This is a genomic window from Xanthomonas cassavae CFBP 4642, from assembly GCF_000454545.1.
GTDB lineage: Bacteria > Pseudomonadota > Gammaproteobacteria > Xanthomonadales > Xanthomonadaceae > Xanthomonas > Xanthomonas cassavae.
Genome location: NZ_CM002139.1, coordinates 4579626 through 4595797 on the forward strand (window position 1 = coordinate 4579626; position 16172 = coordinate 4595797).

Annotated in this window: 7 protein-coding genes and 4 pseudogenes (1 of these 11 only partly in view); 5 read left to right on the top strand and 6 right to left on the bottom strand. The window is 64.4% G+C overall.

The window, feature by feature from the left end; genetic code table 11:
• From XCSCFBP4642_RS0120375 to XCSCFBP4642_RS0120385, 4 genes and pseudogenes are all read right to left on the bottom strand, one after another.
• Window positions 1-269: pseudogene (locus tag XCSCFBP4642_RS0120375) on the bottom strand (transposase); its annotated part reaches 232 nt to the left of the window's first position; the annotation flags it as partial.
• Window positions 270-419: 150 nt separating this feature from the next.
• On the bottom strand, window positions 420-1895 hold the full coding sequence (locus XCSCFBP4642_RS27715) for a trypsin-like serine protease (protein ID WP_152527314.1): 1476 nt from the start codon (window positions 1893-1895) through the stop codon (window positions 420-422).
• Between the two features lie 326 nt (window positions 1896-2221).
• Window positions 2222-3071 (bottom strand): annotated as a pseudogene (locus XCSCFBP4642_RS25460) (IS1595 family transposase).
• A gap of 182 nt (window positions 3072-3253) precedes the next feature.
• A complete protein-coding gene (locus tag XCSCFBP4642_RS0120385) occupies window positions 3254-4561 on the bottom strand; it encodes a M20 family metallopeptidase (RefSeq protein WP_029221396.1) in 1308 nt (435 codons plus the stop codon).
• A 256-nt stretch (window positions 4562-4817) separates the two neighbouring features.
• On the opposite strand from XCSCFBP4642_RS0120385, the gene XCSCFBP4642_RS0120390 reads away from it, so the two are divergent.
• From XCSCFBP4642_RS0120390 to XCSCFBP4642_RS27725, 5 genes and pseudogenes are all read left to right on the top strand, one after another.
• Window positions 4818-6056 (top strand): efflux RND transporter periplasmic adaptor subunit, encoded by a 1239-nt coding sequence (locus XCSCFBP4642_RS0120390; RefSeq protein ID WP_029221397.1) that lies wholly within the window; start codon window positions 4818-4820, stop codon window positions 6054-6056.
• A 94-nt stretch (window positions 6057-6150) separates the two neighbouring features.
• Complete coding sequence (locus XCSCFBP4642_RS0120395; protein ID WP_029221398.1) at window positions 6151-9399, top strand: efflux RND transporter permease subunit; 3249 nt, start codon at window positions 6151-6153, stop codon at window positions 9397-9399.
• A gap of 133 nt (window positions 9400-9532) precedes the next feature.
• Window positions 9533-12673, top strand: coding sequence for an efflux RND transporter permease subunit (locus XCSCFBP4642_RS0120400; RefSeq protein ID WP_029221399.1), 3141 nt, complete (start codon window positions 9533-9535; stop codon window positions 12671-12673).
• Window positions 12674-12953: 280 nt separating this feature from the next.
• On the top strand, window positions 12954-13508 hold the full coding sequence (locus XCSCFBP4642_RS27720) for a VOC family protein (RefSeq protein ID WP_228325703.1): 555 nt from the start codon (window positions 12954-12956) through the stop codon (window positions 13506-13508).
• Between the two features lie 94 nt (window positions 13509-13602).
• Window positions 13603-13923: pseudogene (locus XCSCFBP4642_RS27725) on the top strand (VOC family protein); the annotation flags it as partial.
• 44 nt (window positions 13924-13967) lie between these two features.
• On the opposite strand, the gene hglS reads toward XCSCFBP4642_RS27725, so the two are convergent.
• Both hglS and XCSCFBP4642_RS0120420 read right to left on the bottom strand, forming a co-directional pair.
• A complete protein-coding gene (gene hglS, locus XCSCFBP4642_RS0120415; RefSeq protein ID WP_029221402.1) occupies window positions 13968-15335 on the bottom strand; it encodes a 2-oxoadipate dioxygenase/decarboxylase HglS in 1368 nt (455 codons plus the stop codon).
• Between the two features lie 146 nt (window positions 15336-15481).
• Window positions 15482-16100, bottom strand: a pseudogene (locus XCSCFBP4642_RS0120420) (hypothetical protein).
• Between the last annotated feature and the right edge of the window lie 72 nt (window positions 16101-16172).

Here is a 16172-nt window from a genome sequence, read left to right on the forward strand (position 1 = left end):
GCTTCGGCCAGGTAGCGCCTTGCATACTTGGCCTGGCCCACCGCATGGTAGGTCCCGCTGATGGCGCGTTTGACATTGCCCAGCACCACATTCAACCAACGTACTCCCTGGACTTCGGTTGCGGCACGACCACCGCCGGTGTCCAGTGTGGTGTGAGCATGTCCGGCATCCTCAAGACGGCGGAAACACGCCAGCCCATCGCTGTAGACCTCGCATTCCGGCTCCAGACGCCGCGCGATCCAGTCCTCCAGCGAGGCGTTGTCAATAGCGATCCACAAACTCGCTCAGCGACAATCCCGGCTGAAACTGCACGATGTTGATGCCCATCTCCCGCCTCCTTCGCTTCAGCTAGGGCCATTGTCCAACCCCAGCGTCGCAGATCCTGCAACTACCGGCTGAGGAGGGGGCTAATCAGGTTTCTATTTGGAAGAATTTTCCAAATCTTGGATTACTCGCATGGAGCGAGGTTGTGAGAAATCCAAATAGTTGCTATCAAATGCTTTGACGCTCTTTAATTCCCAGTTCTGGGTGACTCCTGAAAAACTCGCAATTCTATTATACGAAAGATTGTCCCAATCCGATAGTTGCACTAGGACCCCGGAAGAGCTATCAACATATACTTGGCGGTGATAAATCCAATCCGGCAAGGAATAGTGCGACCTTTTGCCAGCAGGCAGACAGTACTTTTCACTACTTGTCAAGCTGACGATACACCCAAGCAGCGTAGTATCGCTAACAACCTTCATCGATCTCGGTTTAGAGAAGTCTAAATAACTTCCATTGTCTGCCTTGACATTGCGAAGATCACTATTTTCTACGGTGCCGACAAAACGTGCTATCCTGGCATAGGAAAGATTGTCCCAATCAGAGAGTACCACTGCGGTGCCCGGAGCGGCATCCACATATACTTTTTTATTGTAGATCCATGCCGGTAGCGAATAAGCGTGAGCCTCGCCAGGGTGCATGCAGAACTTTTCACTTGTCTCTACATTGACAATGCATCCAAGAGGCGGTTCTTCCGATAAAAAACGTGCCTCGGGATAAATCGACTTGATCCAATCGACATACTTGGAAATTCGCGCGCCAGTGGATAGAGTGGAGGTACCGCCATTGGTTGTTGCGATGATGACTGGCTTGCCATTGCGAATTTGCCACCAGGCAGATCCGCTATCGCCCGCAGCCACTCTTGCCCAGTATGCCGACGGTCCCTGTGGGTCGTATTTGGCACCGATTCCATATTCATTCTCGAATACCTGGTTAATACGGCTTCGCGAATAGAGCCGTCTTGCTCCTTTTTCCGGCCAATATCCACCGTTAGACTTCGTTCCAACACCCCAGGAACCGTATCCAACGAAGATTACGTCGCGACCCACTTCGTCGAGATAATCATTCAAGATCGGACGTTCGACCGGTCTTTCATTAGCGTCTAGTATCTGCCCGACTACGGGTAACTTTATCACCGCGACATCCGTAGACGCCCCGCCCATTCCTGACGGAACGGAAATTCTTTGAGGCGGTACGTATGCGATACCCGAGCCTGAGGCTATAATATTTCCATTTAGATCTTTAAAAGTCCTGTTGACTGCAGTTTCTTCAGCCTTGTAGGGAACGCAATGAGCGGCTGTGAGGATATAGCTCCAGTCGCCTGAATTTCCAAGCCACGTCGCGGTGCATCCGGAAATATCGCCAACCACGAGCCATGGCTTTTCATAGCTAAAAGAGCGCAACTCATCGTTGCTAGTTTTTAAGCTTTCTCCAACATTTTCCAGGTCACCTCCGTAGTATTTAAATGTTGCTTCGTCAATAACCGCGGCTTGTGCTGGAAGAAAATTAATTAGGAATGAAATTCCAAGGGTGATGCCAATAGCTATTTTCAATTTTTTATCTCGAGCCATCTTGTAATACGGGGTTGAATATATTGCGTGCCGCTATGCTAATCCGGAAAATTTCAGATGCCAATGGGCCAATCCCCAAATTGCCTGTGGATAGGCGTAGAGAAATCTTGAGCCGGTATCGGCAGTTATGTAATGACCCACTGAAACTCTGATCAGGTGTTAACTTTCATAGGAGACACCGATGAGTGCAGTGATGGACGAAGAACAGATCAAGCGCGACCGAACGGTCCGAGAATGCAGTATCAGAGGCGGGTGCTGCTGGGGCTGACGTATGCCGACCGGCAGATGAGATTTGATTCATTAACTTACCTGATTAGCCCCATCCCTCAGCCATGAAAGTTGCTTGCCATTCGCAAAACGCACTCTGGGCAAGGTGTGCAGCGCACAGCGCCGTCGCCAGCCGCGGCAGCATCTGTTTCAGGTCGGATCGGCGGTTGAAGCGATAGCCCGCTTCGGCCAGGTAGCGCCTTGCATACTTGGCCTGGCCCACCGCATGGTATGTCCCGCTGATGGCGCGTTTGACATTGCCCAGCACCGCATTCAACCAACGTGCTCCCTGGACGTCGGTTGCAGCACGACCGCCGCCGGTATCGAGGGTGGTGTGGGCATGCCCGGCCTCCTCCAGACGGCGAAAGCACGCCAGGCCGTCGCTATAGACCTCACACTCCGGCTCCAGACGGCGCGCGATCCAGTCCTTCAGCGAGGCGTTGTCAAAGGCCTTCACCGGCTCGATCACCGCAAAGACCGGATGCTCGTGGGTGTGGTCCACTTGCACCGCGATCACGAACGGCTGCTTGTTCTCCGAGCCCCGTCCGCGCTTGCCGCCGCTGCGTTCACCGCCAGATACGCGTCGTCGATCTGCACAAACCCCTTGAGTTTTCGCGGTTCTTCGCGCTCGGTCATCGCCTGCATCCACAGGCGCAAGGACAGCTTGCTGGATTGCAACAGCGTGCCAGCACGCAAGGTGGTTTGATGCCGGCACGCCCGGCACTGGTAGTACACCTGATCATCGCGTCGAACGCGCGAGCGCGCGCGGCCGTCGCATTGCGGGCAGCGAAATCCCTTCGGCCAGCGCCACCGATACAACGCCCGGTAGCACTTGGCTTCGGTTCCGTAGCGATCCATGAACTCGGTCAGCGACAGGCCCGGCTGAAACTGCACGATGCTGATGCCCATCTCCCACCTCGTTGCCTTCAAGTGCGGTCATTGTCCAATCGCTGCGTCGCAGATCCTGCAACTAGCGGCTGAGGGATGGGGCTAATCAGGAATGGCTAACAGGTGGCCCTCAGTAGCAGGTGCTATACGAATGAGTTCAAGGTCAAGGCAGTTCGCCAAGTAACCGATCCACGCTTCCCAACTCACCCCTGCTGCAGATAATCCAGCGATACCTGCAACAACACACGCAAGCCCACATCCAGCGAGGACTCGTCCAGCAGGAACTGCGGCGAGTGGTTGCTGGGCGCAGTGGCCGGGTCGATGCCCTTGGCAGTGGAGCCAACGAAGAAGAACATCGACGGCACCTGCTGGGCGTAGAACGAGAAGTCTTCCGCGCCCATCTGCAACGGCGGCTCGTAGACGTTGTCCGCGCCCACCACCGCCTGCAGGCTGGGCAGCATCTTGGCCGTCAGGGCCGGGTCGTTGACCGTGGCCGGGTTGCCGTCCTGATCGGGCACCTTCGCGTCCACCTTGGCACCATGCGCGGCAGCGGTGTGCTCGGCCACGTTCTTCAGGTCGGCAAAGATCTGCTGGCGCATGCCTTCGTCGAAGGTGCGGATGGTGCCGACCATTTCCACATCGTCGGGGATGATGTTGTAGCGGATGCCGCCCTTGATCGCACCGAAGCTGAGCACCGCCGGCTGCTTGGACAGGTTGGCGCGGCGGCTGATCACCGTTTGCGCGGCGCCGATCATGTCGGCGCTGGCCACGATCGGGTCGATGCCGTTCCATGGCGCCGAGCCGTGGGTCTGGCGGCCGATCATCTTGATCGCGAAACGGTCCGAGGCGGCCATCAGCGGGCCGCTGCGCACCGCGATCTTGCCTGCCTGCACGCTGGAGAACACGTGCAGGCCGAACACCGCCTGCGGGGTGAAGTCGGCGAACAGGCCCTCTTTCAGCATCAGCGAGGCGCCGCCCTCTTCGTTGCCCGGCGCGCCCTCTTCGGAGGGCTGGAAGATCAGCATCACCTCGCCCGGCAGCTGTTCGCGCATGCCCACCAGCGCTTCGGCCACGCCGAGCAGGATGGCGGTGTGGGCGTCGTGGCCGCAGGCATGCATTACCCCGACCTGCTCGCCGCGGTACTCGGCGGTGGCCTTGGAGGCGAACGGCAGGCCGGTCTGTTCGGTCACCGGCAGCGCGTCCATATCGGCGCGCAGGGCGATCTTCGGACCGGGCTTGCCGCCCTTGATGATGGCCACCACGCCGTGATGGGCGATGCCGGTGCGCGGTTTGAGGCCGAGTTTGCGCAGCTGCGCGGCCACGGCGGCGGCGGTGCGCTCCTCGCGGTTGGACAGCTCCGGGTGCTGATGGAAGTCGCGGCGCCATTGCACCACCTTGGCCTGCAGCGGGGCGGCGGCGGCCTGAACGTCGGGCCGTTGCGCGGTCTGCGCGGCGGCGAGCGTGGGCAGGGCGAGCAGCAAGGCGCTGGTCAGCAGGCGGGAGGGGCGCATCGGCAATCCTCTAAAGATGGTTGCCTAATGTAGTGCAGGTGCACGCTCGGTGGGCTGCATTGGGGCCCGATTCAGCCAGGCGGTCAACCGTGTCCGCGTTGAGGCGTTACCGCTGCACGCATCCGTGAACGGTGCAGTCGTTTCGCCCGGGGAGCCGTTACTTCAGTAACGCTCAATTGCCTGGTCGCAACGATATGCTTCGCAAAGCCGCCCCACGGTCGCCCCCAGCGCCCGGCCCGTCCTCAGGAGTTGTCGCATGTCGCGTTTTTGGAAGATCACACTGCTGGTCGTAGCGGTGCTCGTCGTGGTGTTTGTCGCGATGCGGATGATGGGTGGGGGCAGTCAGGGCAAGCGGGCCGGCGCGCCTGACGGCAACGGCACCGAAAACAACGGCCCGGTCCCGGTCACGGTCGTGGCCGCCACCACCCAGGATGTGCCGGTGTATGCCAGCGCGCTGGGCACGGTGACCGCGCTCAACACGGTGACGGTCAGCCCGCAGGTCGGCGGCCAGCTGATGAGCCTGAATTTCAAGGAAGGCCAGGAGGTGAAGAAGGGCGAGCTGCTGGCGCAGATCGACCCGCGCACGCTGCAGGCCAGCTACGACCAGGCGCTGGCCGCCAAGCGCCAGAACCAGGCGCTGCTGGCGACCTCGCGGGTGAACTACCAGCGCTCCAACGACCCGGCCTACAAGCAGTACGTCTCGCGCACCGATCTGGACACCCAGCGCAACCAGGTGGCGCAGTACGAGGCCGCGGTGGCCGCCAACGATGCGCAGATGCGCTCGGCGCAGGTGCAACTGCAGTTCACCCGGGTGACCGCGCCGATCAACGGCATTGCCGGCATCCGCGGTGTGGACGTGGGCAATATCGTCAGCACCACCTCCACCATCGTCACCCTGACCCAGATCCGCCCGATCTACGTGTCCTTCAACCTGCCCGAGCGCGAGCTGCAGGCGGTGCGCAGCGGCCAGGCGGCAGCGCCGCTGGGCGTGGCCGCACTGGATCGCGGCGATGCGCACGTGATCAGCGGCGACGGCAAGCTGGAGGTGATCGACAACCGCATCGCCGCCGACAGCGGCACCTTCGGCGCACGTGCGATCTTTGAAAATACCGACAACGCCTTGTGGCCGGGCCAGTTCGTCAATGTGCGCCTGCAGCTGCGCACCATCGCCGGCGGCACCGTGGTGCCGACCCAGGCCGTACAGCGCGGCCCGGACGGCGATTACGTCTACGTGGTCGGCAACGACAACACCGCGCAGATGCGCACCGTGCTGCAGGGCGTGGAAGTGGACGACAGCCATGTGCAGGTGACCAAGGGTCTCAAGCCGGGCGAACGCGTGGTCACCGAAGGCCAGTTCCGGCTCAAGCCGGGCAGCAAGGTCAGCGCACTCAAGCCGGGCGAGACCCCGCCCGAGCCAACCGAAGCCGAACTCAAGGCGGCGCAAGACAAGCCGCAGGGCGGCGGCGGCGGCCGTCGCGGCGGCGGCCCGCGCTAATGCCTGACCACTGGTGACGGGACACCCCATTGCCAGTGCGCGTCGGCGCCCTGCGCGCCGGCACCGATTGACGTCTTCAGCAAGGATTCCCCCCGTGGGCTTTTCGACCATCTTCATCCGCCGCCCCATTGCCACCTCGCTGTTGATGGCGGGCGTCCTGCTGCTGGGCATCCTAGGCTACCGGCAGTTGCCGGTCTCGGCGCTGCCGGAAATCGACGCGCCCAGCCTGGTCGTGACCACCCAGTATCCCGGCGCCAACGCGACCACCATGGCCTCGCTGGTGACCACGCCGCTGGAGCGCCAGTTCGGGCAGATCTCCGGGTTGCAGATGATGACCTCCGATTCGTCGGCAGGCCTGTCCACGATCATCCTGCAGTTCTCGATGGACCGCGACATCGACATCGCCTCGCAGGACGTGCAGGCGGCCATCCGCCAGGCCACCCTGCCCTCGTCGCTGCCGTATCAGCCGGTCTACAACCGGGTCAATCCGGCCGACGCGGCGATCCTCACCCTCAAGCTCACCTCCGACTCGCTGCCGCTGCGCGAGGTCAACCGCTACGCCGATGCGATCCTGGCCCAGCGCCTGTCGCAGGTGCCGGGGGTGGGCCTGGTGTCGATCGCCGGCAATGTGCGCCCTGCGGTGCGTATCCAGGTCAACCCGGCGCAGCTGTCGAACATGGGCCTGACCATGGAGTCGCTGCGCAGCGCCCTGACCCAGACCAATGTCAGCGCGCCCAAGGGCTCGCTCAACGGCAAGACCCAGTCCTACAGCATCGGCACCAACGACCAGCTCACCGACGCGGCGCAGTACCGCGAGACCATCATCAGCTACAGCAACGGCCGCCCGGTGCGGCTGGCGGATGTGGCCAAGGTGGTCGATGGGGTGGAAAACGACCAGCTGGCCGCCTGGGCCGACGGCAAGCCGGCGGTGCTGCTGGAGATCCGCCGCCAGCCCGGCGCCAACATCGTGCAGACGGTGGAGCAGATCCGCAGCATCCTGCCGCAGCTGCAGTCGGTGTTGCCGGCCGACGTGCACCTGGAGGTGTTCTCCGACCGCACCGAAACCATTCGCGCCTCGGTGCACGAAGTGAAGTTCACCCTGGTGCTGACGATTGCGCTGGTGGTGGCGGTGATCTTCGTGTTCCTGCGCCGGCTGTGGGCCACCATCATTCCTTCTGTGGCGGTGCCGTTGTCGCTGGCCGGCACCTTCGGGGTGATGGCGTTCGCCGGCATGTCGCTGGACAACCTGTCGCTGATGGCGCTGGTGGTGGCAACCGGGTTCGTGGTCGACGATGCGATCGTGATGATCGAGAACATCGTGCGCTACATCGAACAGGGCAAGAGCGGTCCGGAAGCGGCCGAAATCGGCGCCAAGCAGATCGGCTTCACCGTGTTTTCGCTGACCGTGTCGCTGGTGGCGGTGTTCCTGCCGCTGCTGCTGATGCCGGGCGTGACCGGGCGGTTGTTCCATGAGTTCGCCTGGGTGCTGTCGATAGCGGTAGTGATCTCGATGCTGGTGTCGCTGACGCTGACGCCGATGATGTGCGCCTACCTGCTCAAGCCCGACGCCCTGCCCGAAGGCGAAGACGCGCACGAACGCGCCGCCGCCGCCGGCAAGACCAACCTGTGGACGCGCACCGTGGGCGCCTACGAGCGCAGCCTGGACTGGGTGCTGGCGCACCAGCCGCTGACCCTGGCGGTGGCGATCGGCGCGGTGGCGCTGACCGTGGTGCTGTACATGGCGATCCCCAAGGGCCTGCTGCCCGAGCAGGACACCGGCCTGATCACCGGCGTGGTGCAGGCCGACCAGAACGTGGCGTTCCCGCAGATGGAGCAACGCACCCAGGCGGTGGCTGCCGCATTGCAGAAAGATCCGGCGGTGACCGGCGTGGCGGCCTTTATCGGCGCCGGCACCATGAACCCCACCATCAACCAGGGCCAGCTGTCGATCGTGCTGAAGACGCGCGGCGACCGCGATGGGCTGGACGAGGTGCTGCCGCGCCTGCAGAAAGCGGTGGCCGGCATTCCGGGCGTGGCGCTGTTCCTCAAGCCGGTGCAGGACGTCACCCTGGACACGCGCGTGGCCGCGACCGAATACCAATATTCGATCTCGGACGTGGACAGCAACGAACTGGCCACCTGGGCCGCGCGCATGACCGAGGCGATGCGCAAGCTGCCCGAGCTAGCGGACGTGGACAACAACCTGGCCAACCAGGGCCGTGCGCTGGAGCTGAGCATCGACCGCGACAAGGCCAGCATGCTGGGCGTGCCGATGCAGACCATCGACGACACGCTGTATGACGCGTTCGGCCAGCGCCAGATCTCCACCATCTTCACCGAGCTCAACCAGTATCGCGTGGTGCTGGAAGTGGCGCCGGAATTCCGCAGCAGTACGGCACTGATGAACCAGCTGGCGGTAGCCAGCAACGGCAGCGGCGCGCTGACCGGCACCAATGCCACCAGCTTCGGCCAGGTGACCTCGTCCAACTCGTCCACCGCCACCGGCGTGGGCGCGCAGAACACCGGCATCGTGGTCGGTGCCGGCAGCATCATTCCGCTGGCCGCGCTGGCCGAAGCCAAGGTCACCAACACGCCGTTGGTGGTGAGCCACCAGCAGCAGCTGCCGGCAGTCACCATCTCGTTCAACCTGGCGCCGGGGCATTCGCTGTCGCAGGCGGTGGCGGCGATCGAGAAAGCCCGCGAAGCGCTCAAGATCCCGACCCAGGTGCATGCACAGTTCGTCGGCAAGGCCGCCGAATTCACGGGCAGCCAGACCGACATCGTGTGGCTGCTGCTGGCATCGATCGTGGTGATCTACATCGTGCTGGGCGTGCTGTACGAGAGCTACATCCATCCGCTGACCATCATCTCCACGCTGCCGCCGGCCGGCGTTGGCGCATTGCTGGCGCTGATGATGTGCGGGCTGAGCCTGTCGGTGGACGGCATCGTCGGCATCGTGCTGCTGATCGGCATCGTCAAGAAGAACGCCATCATGATGATCGACTTCGCCATCGACGCCCGTCGCGAAGGCGCCAACGCGCACGATGCGATCCGGCGCGCCTGTTTGCTGCGCTTCCGTCCGATCATGATGACCACCGCCGCCGCCATGCTGGGCGCATTGCCGCTGGCGTTGGGTACCGGCATCGGCTCGGAGCTGCGCCGCCCGCTCGGCATCGCGATCGTCGGCGGCCTGCTGCTGTCGCAGCTGGTGACGCTGTACACCACACCGGTGATCTATCTGTACATGGAACGCGCCGGCGAACGGCTACGCGCCTGGCGCGCGCGCCGCGCAGCGCGCCATGACGGCGCAACCCCGGGATCCACCTCGGAGCGATCGGCATGACGACTGCTGACGTCTTCGCTGATCGCTCTGCCTGCCCACGGCATCGCCTGCGCACACGCACGCGTGGAGGCCGCGCTGGCTGTTGCCTTTACCGATTCCCGATTCCCGATTCCCGATTCCCGGCACCACAGCCATGAACATCTCCGCGCCCTTCATCAAGCGCCCGATCGGCACATCGCTGCTGGCGATCGGTTTGTTCGTGATCGGAGTGATGTGCTACCTGCGGCTGGGCGTGGCGGCGTTGCCGAACATCCAGATCCCGGTGATCTTCGTGCACGCCACGCAGTCCGGTGCCGATGCCAGCACCATGGCCTCCACCGTCACCGCACCGCTGGAACGGCACCTGGGCCAATTGCCCGGGATCGACCACATGCGCTCCTCCAGTTCGGAGAGCAGCAGCATGGTGTTCATGGTGTTTCAGAGCAATCGCAACATCGATTCGGCCGCGCAGGATGTGCAGACCGCCATCAACGCCTCGCAATCGGATCTGCCCTCCGGGCTCGGCACGCCGATGTACCAGAAGGCCAATCCGAACGACGACCCGGTGATCGCGATCGCGCTCACCTCGAACACGCAATCGGCCGATGAGCTCTACAACGTCGCCGACTCGCTGCTTGCACAACGCCTGCGCCAGATCACCGGCATCAGCTCGGTGGACATCGCCGGTGCCTCCACGCCGGCAGTGCGCGTGGACGTGGACCTGCGCGCGCTCAACGCGCTGGGGCTGACCCCGGACGATCTACGCAATGCAGTGGGCGCGGCCAACGTCACCTCGCCGACCGGTTTCGTGTCCGACGGCAACACCACCATGGCCATCATCGCCAACGACTCGGTGGCCAAGGCCGCCGATTTCGCGCAACTGGCGATCTCCACCCAATCCAACGGACGCATCGTGCGGCTGGGCGATGTGGCTACCGTATACGACGGCCAGCAGGATGCGTATCAAGCCGCATGGTTCGACGGCAAACCGGCAGTGGTGATGTATGCCTTCACCCGCGCCGGCGCCAACATCGTGGAAACCGTGGACCAGGTGAAGGCGCAGATCCCCGAGCTGCGCGCCTATCTGCAGCCCGGCACCACGCTCACGCCCTACTTCGACCGCACGCCCACCATCCGCGCCTCGCTGCACGAGGTGCAGGCCACGCTGATGATCAGCCTGGCGATGGTGGTGCTGACCATGGCGCTGTTTTTGCGCCGGCTGGCGCCCACGCTCATTGCCGCCGTCACCGTGCCGCTGTCGCTGGCCGGCTCGGCGCTGGTGATGTATGTGCTGGGCTTCACCTTGAACAACCTCAGCCTGCTGGCGTTGGTCATTGCGATCGGGTTCGTGGTCGACGATGCGATCGTGGTGATCGAAAACGTCATGCGGCACCTGGACGAAGGCATACCGCGCCTGGAGGCGGCACTGACCGGTGCGCGCGAGATCGGCTTCACCATCGTCTCGATCACTGCCTCGCTGGTGGCGGTGTTCATCCCGATGCTGTTTGCCAGCGGCATGATGGGCGCGTTCTTCCGCGAGTTCACCGTGACCCTGGTGGCGGCGATCGTGGTGTCGATGCTGGTGTCGCTGACCCTGACGCCGGCGCTGTGCAGCCGCTTTCTGTCCGCGCACACCGAGCCGGAAAAACCTAGCCGTTTCGGCGCCTGGCTGGACCGCATGCACGAGCGCATGCTCGCGGTGTACACGGTGGCGCTGGATTTCTCGCTGCGGCACGCGCTGCTGCTGTCATTGACGCCGTTGCTGCTGATCGCCGCCACCATCTTCCTGGGCGGCGCGGTCAAGAAGGGCTCGTTCCCCGCGCAGGACACCGGCCTGATCTGGGGCCGCGCCAATTCCAGCGCCACGGTGTCGTTTGCCGACATGGTCAGCCGCCAGCGCCGCATCACCGACATGCTGATGGCCGACCCGGCGGTGAAGACCGTGGGCGCACGTCTTGGCTCCGGCCGGCAGGGGTCGAGCGCCTCGTTCAATATCGAACTGAAAAAACGCAGTGAGGGCCGCCGCGATACCACCGCGCAAGTGGTCGCGCGCCTGAGCGCCAAGGCCGACCGCTACCCGGATCTGGACCTGCGCCTGCGCGCGATCCAGGACCTGCCCAGCGACGGCGGCGGCGGCACCAGCCAGGGTGCGCAGTACCGCGTGTCGCTGCAGGGCAACGACCTGGCGCAGTTGCAGGAATGGCTGCCCAAGCTGCAAGCGGCGCTGAAGAAGAATCCGCGCCTGCGCGATGTCGGCACCGACGTGGATACCGCCGGCTTGCGCCAGAACATCGTGATCGACCGCGCCAAGGCCGCGCGCCTGGGCATCTCGGTCGGCGCCATCGATGGCGCGCTGTATGGCGCGTTCGGCCAGCGCTCCATCTCCACCATCTACTCCGATCTCAATCAGTACAGCGTGGTGGTCAACGCACTGCCGTCGCAGACTGCCACGCCCAAGGCGCTGGATCAGATCTTCGTACCCAACCGTGCCGGCCTGATGGTGCCGATCACCGCCGTCGCCACCCAGGTGCCGGGCCTGGCGCCGCCGCAGATCATCCATGAAAACCAGTACACCACGATGGATCTGAGCTACAACCTGGCACCGGGCGTGAGCACCGGCGAAGCGGACCTGATCATCAAGTCCACCGTGGATGGCTTGCGGATGCCCGACGGCATCCGCCTCAGCGCCGACGACAGCTTCAACGTGCAGCTCAGCCCCAACTCGATGGGCATCCTGTTGCTGGCGGCGGTGCTCACCGTCTACATCGTGCTGGGCATGCTCTACGAGAGCCTGATCCACCCGGTGACCATCCTGTCCACGCTGCCGGCCGCCGGTGTCGGCGCGCTGCTGGCGTTGTTCATCACCAATACCGAGCTGTCGGTGATCTCGATGATTGCGCTGGTGCTGCTGATCGGCATCGTCAAGAAGAACGCCATCATGATGATCGACTTTGCGCTGGTGGCGCAGCGCGTGCACGGCATGGATGCGCGGGCGGCCGCACGCGAGGCCTCGATCGTGCGCTTCCGCCCGATCATGATGACCACGATGGTGGCGATCCTGGCAGCGGTGCCGCTGGCGGTGGGCCTGGGCGAAGGCTCGGAACTGCGTCGCCCGCTCGGCATCGCAATGATCGGCGGCCTGGTGTTCTCGCAGAGCCTGACCCTGCTCAGCACCCCGGCGCTATATGTGATCTTCTCGTGCCTGAGCGAACGCTGGAAGGCGCGTCGCGCCCGCAAGCGCACACAGCGGGCCGAACGCGCTGCAGCGCGTCGTCCGGCAGCACCAGCGCACTGAAGGTACGCAACGACCGACCGCCGGGCCCGGCGTTGCGGTCTTCGTTGCACACCGGTAACGGCAGCGCAGACGCACCCGTCTGCGTTGCGCGCGTGGCTTGGTGCGACGACGCTTCGGCAATCAAGCGAGCACATGCGCAGCGGCATTGCGCCCACGCGTCGCTATCACCCCAGCGCCCGGCACGGCCGATGCGCCGTCGGCGTTCAAGCGATCGCGACTACTGCATGCCGCCGCGCTGAGAGATAGGCTGCGCTGGCTGCGGTGCGTGCCTGCCAGGGCGATGACCGCATCGATCTCCACCTGCAACCGGACCCGATGGCCGACGACACCGGCCTCGCCTTGGCTGGATGGGCCCGCACGCAGGATTCCGCGCCATGTCGCCCACTTGCCTGCCGAGGACCGCCCGATGCACATCACGCCCTACCTCAATTTCGAAGGCACCTGCCGCGCGGCGTTTGCGCACTACCAGCACGTGCTGGGCGGCGAGCAGAGGCTGATGACCTACGCGCAGATACCGCCGGAACCCGACGCTGAAGGCGCGACCGACGCTTCTGCAGCGGACCTGGTCATGCACGTGACCCTGGCGGGAACGAACGGCCCGCTGTTGATGGGCTCGGACCTGGCACCGGGGAAACAGCTGCAGCGCACGAACGCGATATCGGTGGCACTCAATTTCGACGACAACCTCGAGGCCGAACGCGTGTACGCGGCATTGGCCGATGGCGGTCAGGTCCAGATGCCAATCGCCGAGACCTTCTGGGCGGAGCGTTTCGGCGTGTGTACCGACCGCTTCGGCGTCCAGTGGCTGGTCAACGGCCGTTACCGCAGCCCCTGATCGCCACGCCACAGGAGATCGCCGCATGGTCACGCAAATCTTCGTCAACCTGCCAGTCGAGTCGCTGCCGCGCTCGGTCGGCTTCTTCACCGCCATGGGGTTCGCATTCGATCCCGTCTACACCAACGAGAACGCCACCTGCCTGATCCTGGGCGAGAACATCTTCGCGATGTTGCTGGTCAAACCGTTCTTCCAGAGCTCCACCCACAAGGCCATCTGCGAGACGGCCAATGCCGCCGAAATCATCACCGCCCTGGCGGTTGGCAGCCGCGACGAGGTGGATGCGCTGGTGAACAAGGCGCATGCGGCCGGTGGCCAGGTAAGCGGCGACGCGAAGGACTACGGCTTCATGTACCAGCGCGACTTTACCGACCCGGACGGCCACCTGTGGGAGGTCTTCCACAGCAGCGGCGCCCGGCTGACGCGTCGGGCGGCTTGGTTGTGGCGGCGTGCCGCGCGTTACGTCAACAAGCCCTGCAGGGAGTCGCGCTCCAGTTGCGCATACAGCGCGAATTCGTCGTGTACCTGCGCACCCAGCGCCTGCTCGAAACTGCGCTGGCTCGCGTGTGCGGCATAAGCGCGCTGCTCGGCGCCGCCCAGATTGGACTGGAAGATGCCGGCCGCGCTGACCGGCAGGAAATCTTCGTAGACGATTGGGTCGGCGCTGACCAGGCCGAGTGCGATGGCGGTTTCGGCCGGCATGGCAGCCACCTGCGCCGGATCGGTGCGGCCGGCCTCGGTGAGCGCATAGCGGAAATAGCCCAGGCCTTCCTGACGCAGCAATGCCTCCTCATCGGGGAAGGCCACGAAGGCAGTCTGCAGGCGCGTGGCGTAATCGGCACCTGTGCTGCCGGCACCGTCGGCATCGCGTGCCTGCGCCAGCAATGCGTCGTACAGCGCGCGGCCCTTGGGCGTCAGCGCAAGCCCGCGCTGTTCGATCTCGCCAAAGCGCGCGGTATGCGTGCCGTGCTCCGGCTGCCCGCCATCGCCGACGAACCGCACGGGTTCCTCCAGCGCCTTGAAACTGGTCTGGCGCAGCAGGATCGGCACCCGCCGCCGCGGCGGCCCTTCGATCACCGCCTTGGCATCGATGCCGGCCTGCTGCATCTGCGCCTGCGCCGCATCGATATCCAGCGTGCGCGGGGTCAGGTGGTTGATGTGCGGGCCGTGGAAACTGACTACATCGGCGATCAGCTTGTGCGCATCGCTCAACGCGCGGTAGGTCGGCAACGACACCGTCGCATCGCCGTGCCAGCGGAAGGTTTCCAGCGCTTCGGCCACGAACTGCTGCACCTGGGTCGCATCCAGCCCGCCTGCGCGTTCGCACTGCTCGATCAACTGCAGCGCACCAGCGGTGAAGATCTGCCGCTGCTGCAGGATCTGCGCGGCCTGTTGGCGCAGGGCGGCATCTTCGATCAGCTCCAGCCGCAGCAGCGAGGTGAACACACGGAACGGATTGGCCGACAGCGCGGCCTCGTCGATCGGCCGGAACGCCGTGGAGTGCACCGGCACGCCAGCCACCGACAGGTCGTAATAGCCCACCGGATGCATGCCCATCACCGCAAACAACCGCCGCAAGGTCGCCAGTTCTTCCGCGGTGCCGACCCGGATCGCGCCATGCCGCTCCAGATCCAGCCGTGCGCGCTCGTCGTTGCGCTGCAGCCGCTGCGCCAGCGCCGGATCGGCCTGCAGCGTCTGCGCATTGACCTGCGCCACCAGCGCCATCAGGTCGCCGTACAACGGCACCTCGGCGCGGTACATGTCCGACATCGCCTGCGCGAACAGGCTGCGGATGTGATCGGGAGAGACAAACACGGTATCGCGCATGGACGGGTCTTGGCAGGAGCCGGCTGATGCCGGCGTGACCTGCATTCTCGCCGACCGCGCCCTGCGGCGACCAGCTGCACGGCAGCATTGCCACGACGTGTTGGCGCGCATACAGCCGGCGCGCGCACGCTGCGCACCCTGCGCTGCTACAGCCCCGCCTGCACCGCCGCCTCGGCCGCCTCGCTGGCATCGCGCGCGGCTTCCAGCCGCTGCGCGTGGTCGCCGAGTTGGCGGCGCAGCAGCGCGTCCAGGGTGATCGGGCGTTCCCAGCGGTCGTAGCTGGCGACGATGGCGTGCCGCAGCGCGCGCATGTGCGCAGTGTCCGGCGTCACCGACAGCCGCGTGACCACGCCCTCCCAACCGTCATGGTGATCGCGGCTGTAGGCGCGCACGCTCTCGCGGCACGACAGCTGCACGGTCTGCGCCCAGAAACAGGCGAAATAGATATCGCCGGCGTGCCAGCCATGCACCTGTAGTAGCGCACGCACGTAGCCGCGCGGGGTGCTGGTATAGCGCGCCACCTCGTCGATGAAGCTGTCCGGATAGCGCTGCGCGTAGCTGCCCATGTCGGCCAGGTGCTGGTCCACCCACGCATCGCCGGTACCGGGCATCGCCGCCGGCGCGCTTTCCTGCGTGCCGGCCGCAGCGGCGGATGCCGGCGCGTTCTGGGCAGCCGTCAGCACCGGAACCAGCAAGGCCATCAGCACGGGGAGCAATCGCAATCGGGGGGGACACGGAACAGGCATGCGGCCGATGATGCCGCATGCCTGCGCCGGTGTCAGGTCTCGTCGATAATGGCAGGTATCACGTCGTCCGTAGCGCCATCTCGGTCGCCAC

Bases quoted from the DNA above. Each gene is read 5' to 3' on its own strand.
- XCSCFBP4642_RS27715 (WP_152527314.1), bottom strand. From the start codon at position 1,895: ATGGCTCGAGATAAAAAATTGAAAATAGCTATTGGCATCACCCTTGGA.
- XCSCFBP4642_RS0120385 (WP_029221396.1), bottom strand. From the start codon at position 4,561: ATGCGCCCCTCCCGCCTGCTGACCAGCGCCTTGCTGCTCGCCCTGCCC.
- XCSCFBP4642_RS0120390 (WP_029221397.1), top strand. From the start codon at position 4,818: ATGTCGCGTTTTTGGAAGATCACACTGCTGGTCGTAGCGGTGCTCGTC.
- XCSCFBP4642_RS0120400 (WP_029221399.1), top strand. From the start codon at position 9,533: ATGAACATCTCCGCGCCCTTCATCAAGCGCCCGATCGGCACATCGCTG.
- XCSCFBP4642_RS27720 (WP_228325703.1), top strand. From the start codon at position 12,954: ATGACCGCATCGATCTCCACCTGCAACCGGACCCGATGGCCGACGACA.
- hglS (WP_029221402.1), bottom strand. From the start codon at position 15,335: ATGCGCGATACCGTGTTTGTCTCTCCCGATCACATCCGCAGCCTGTTC.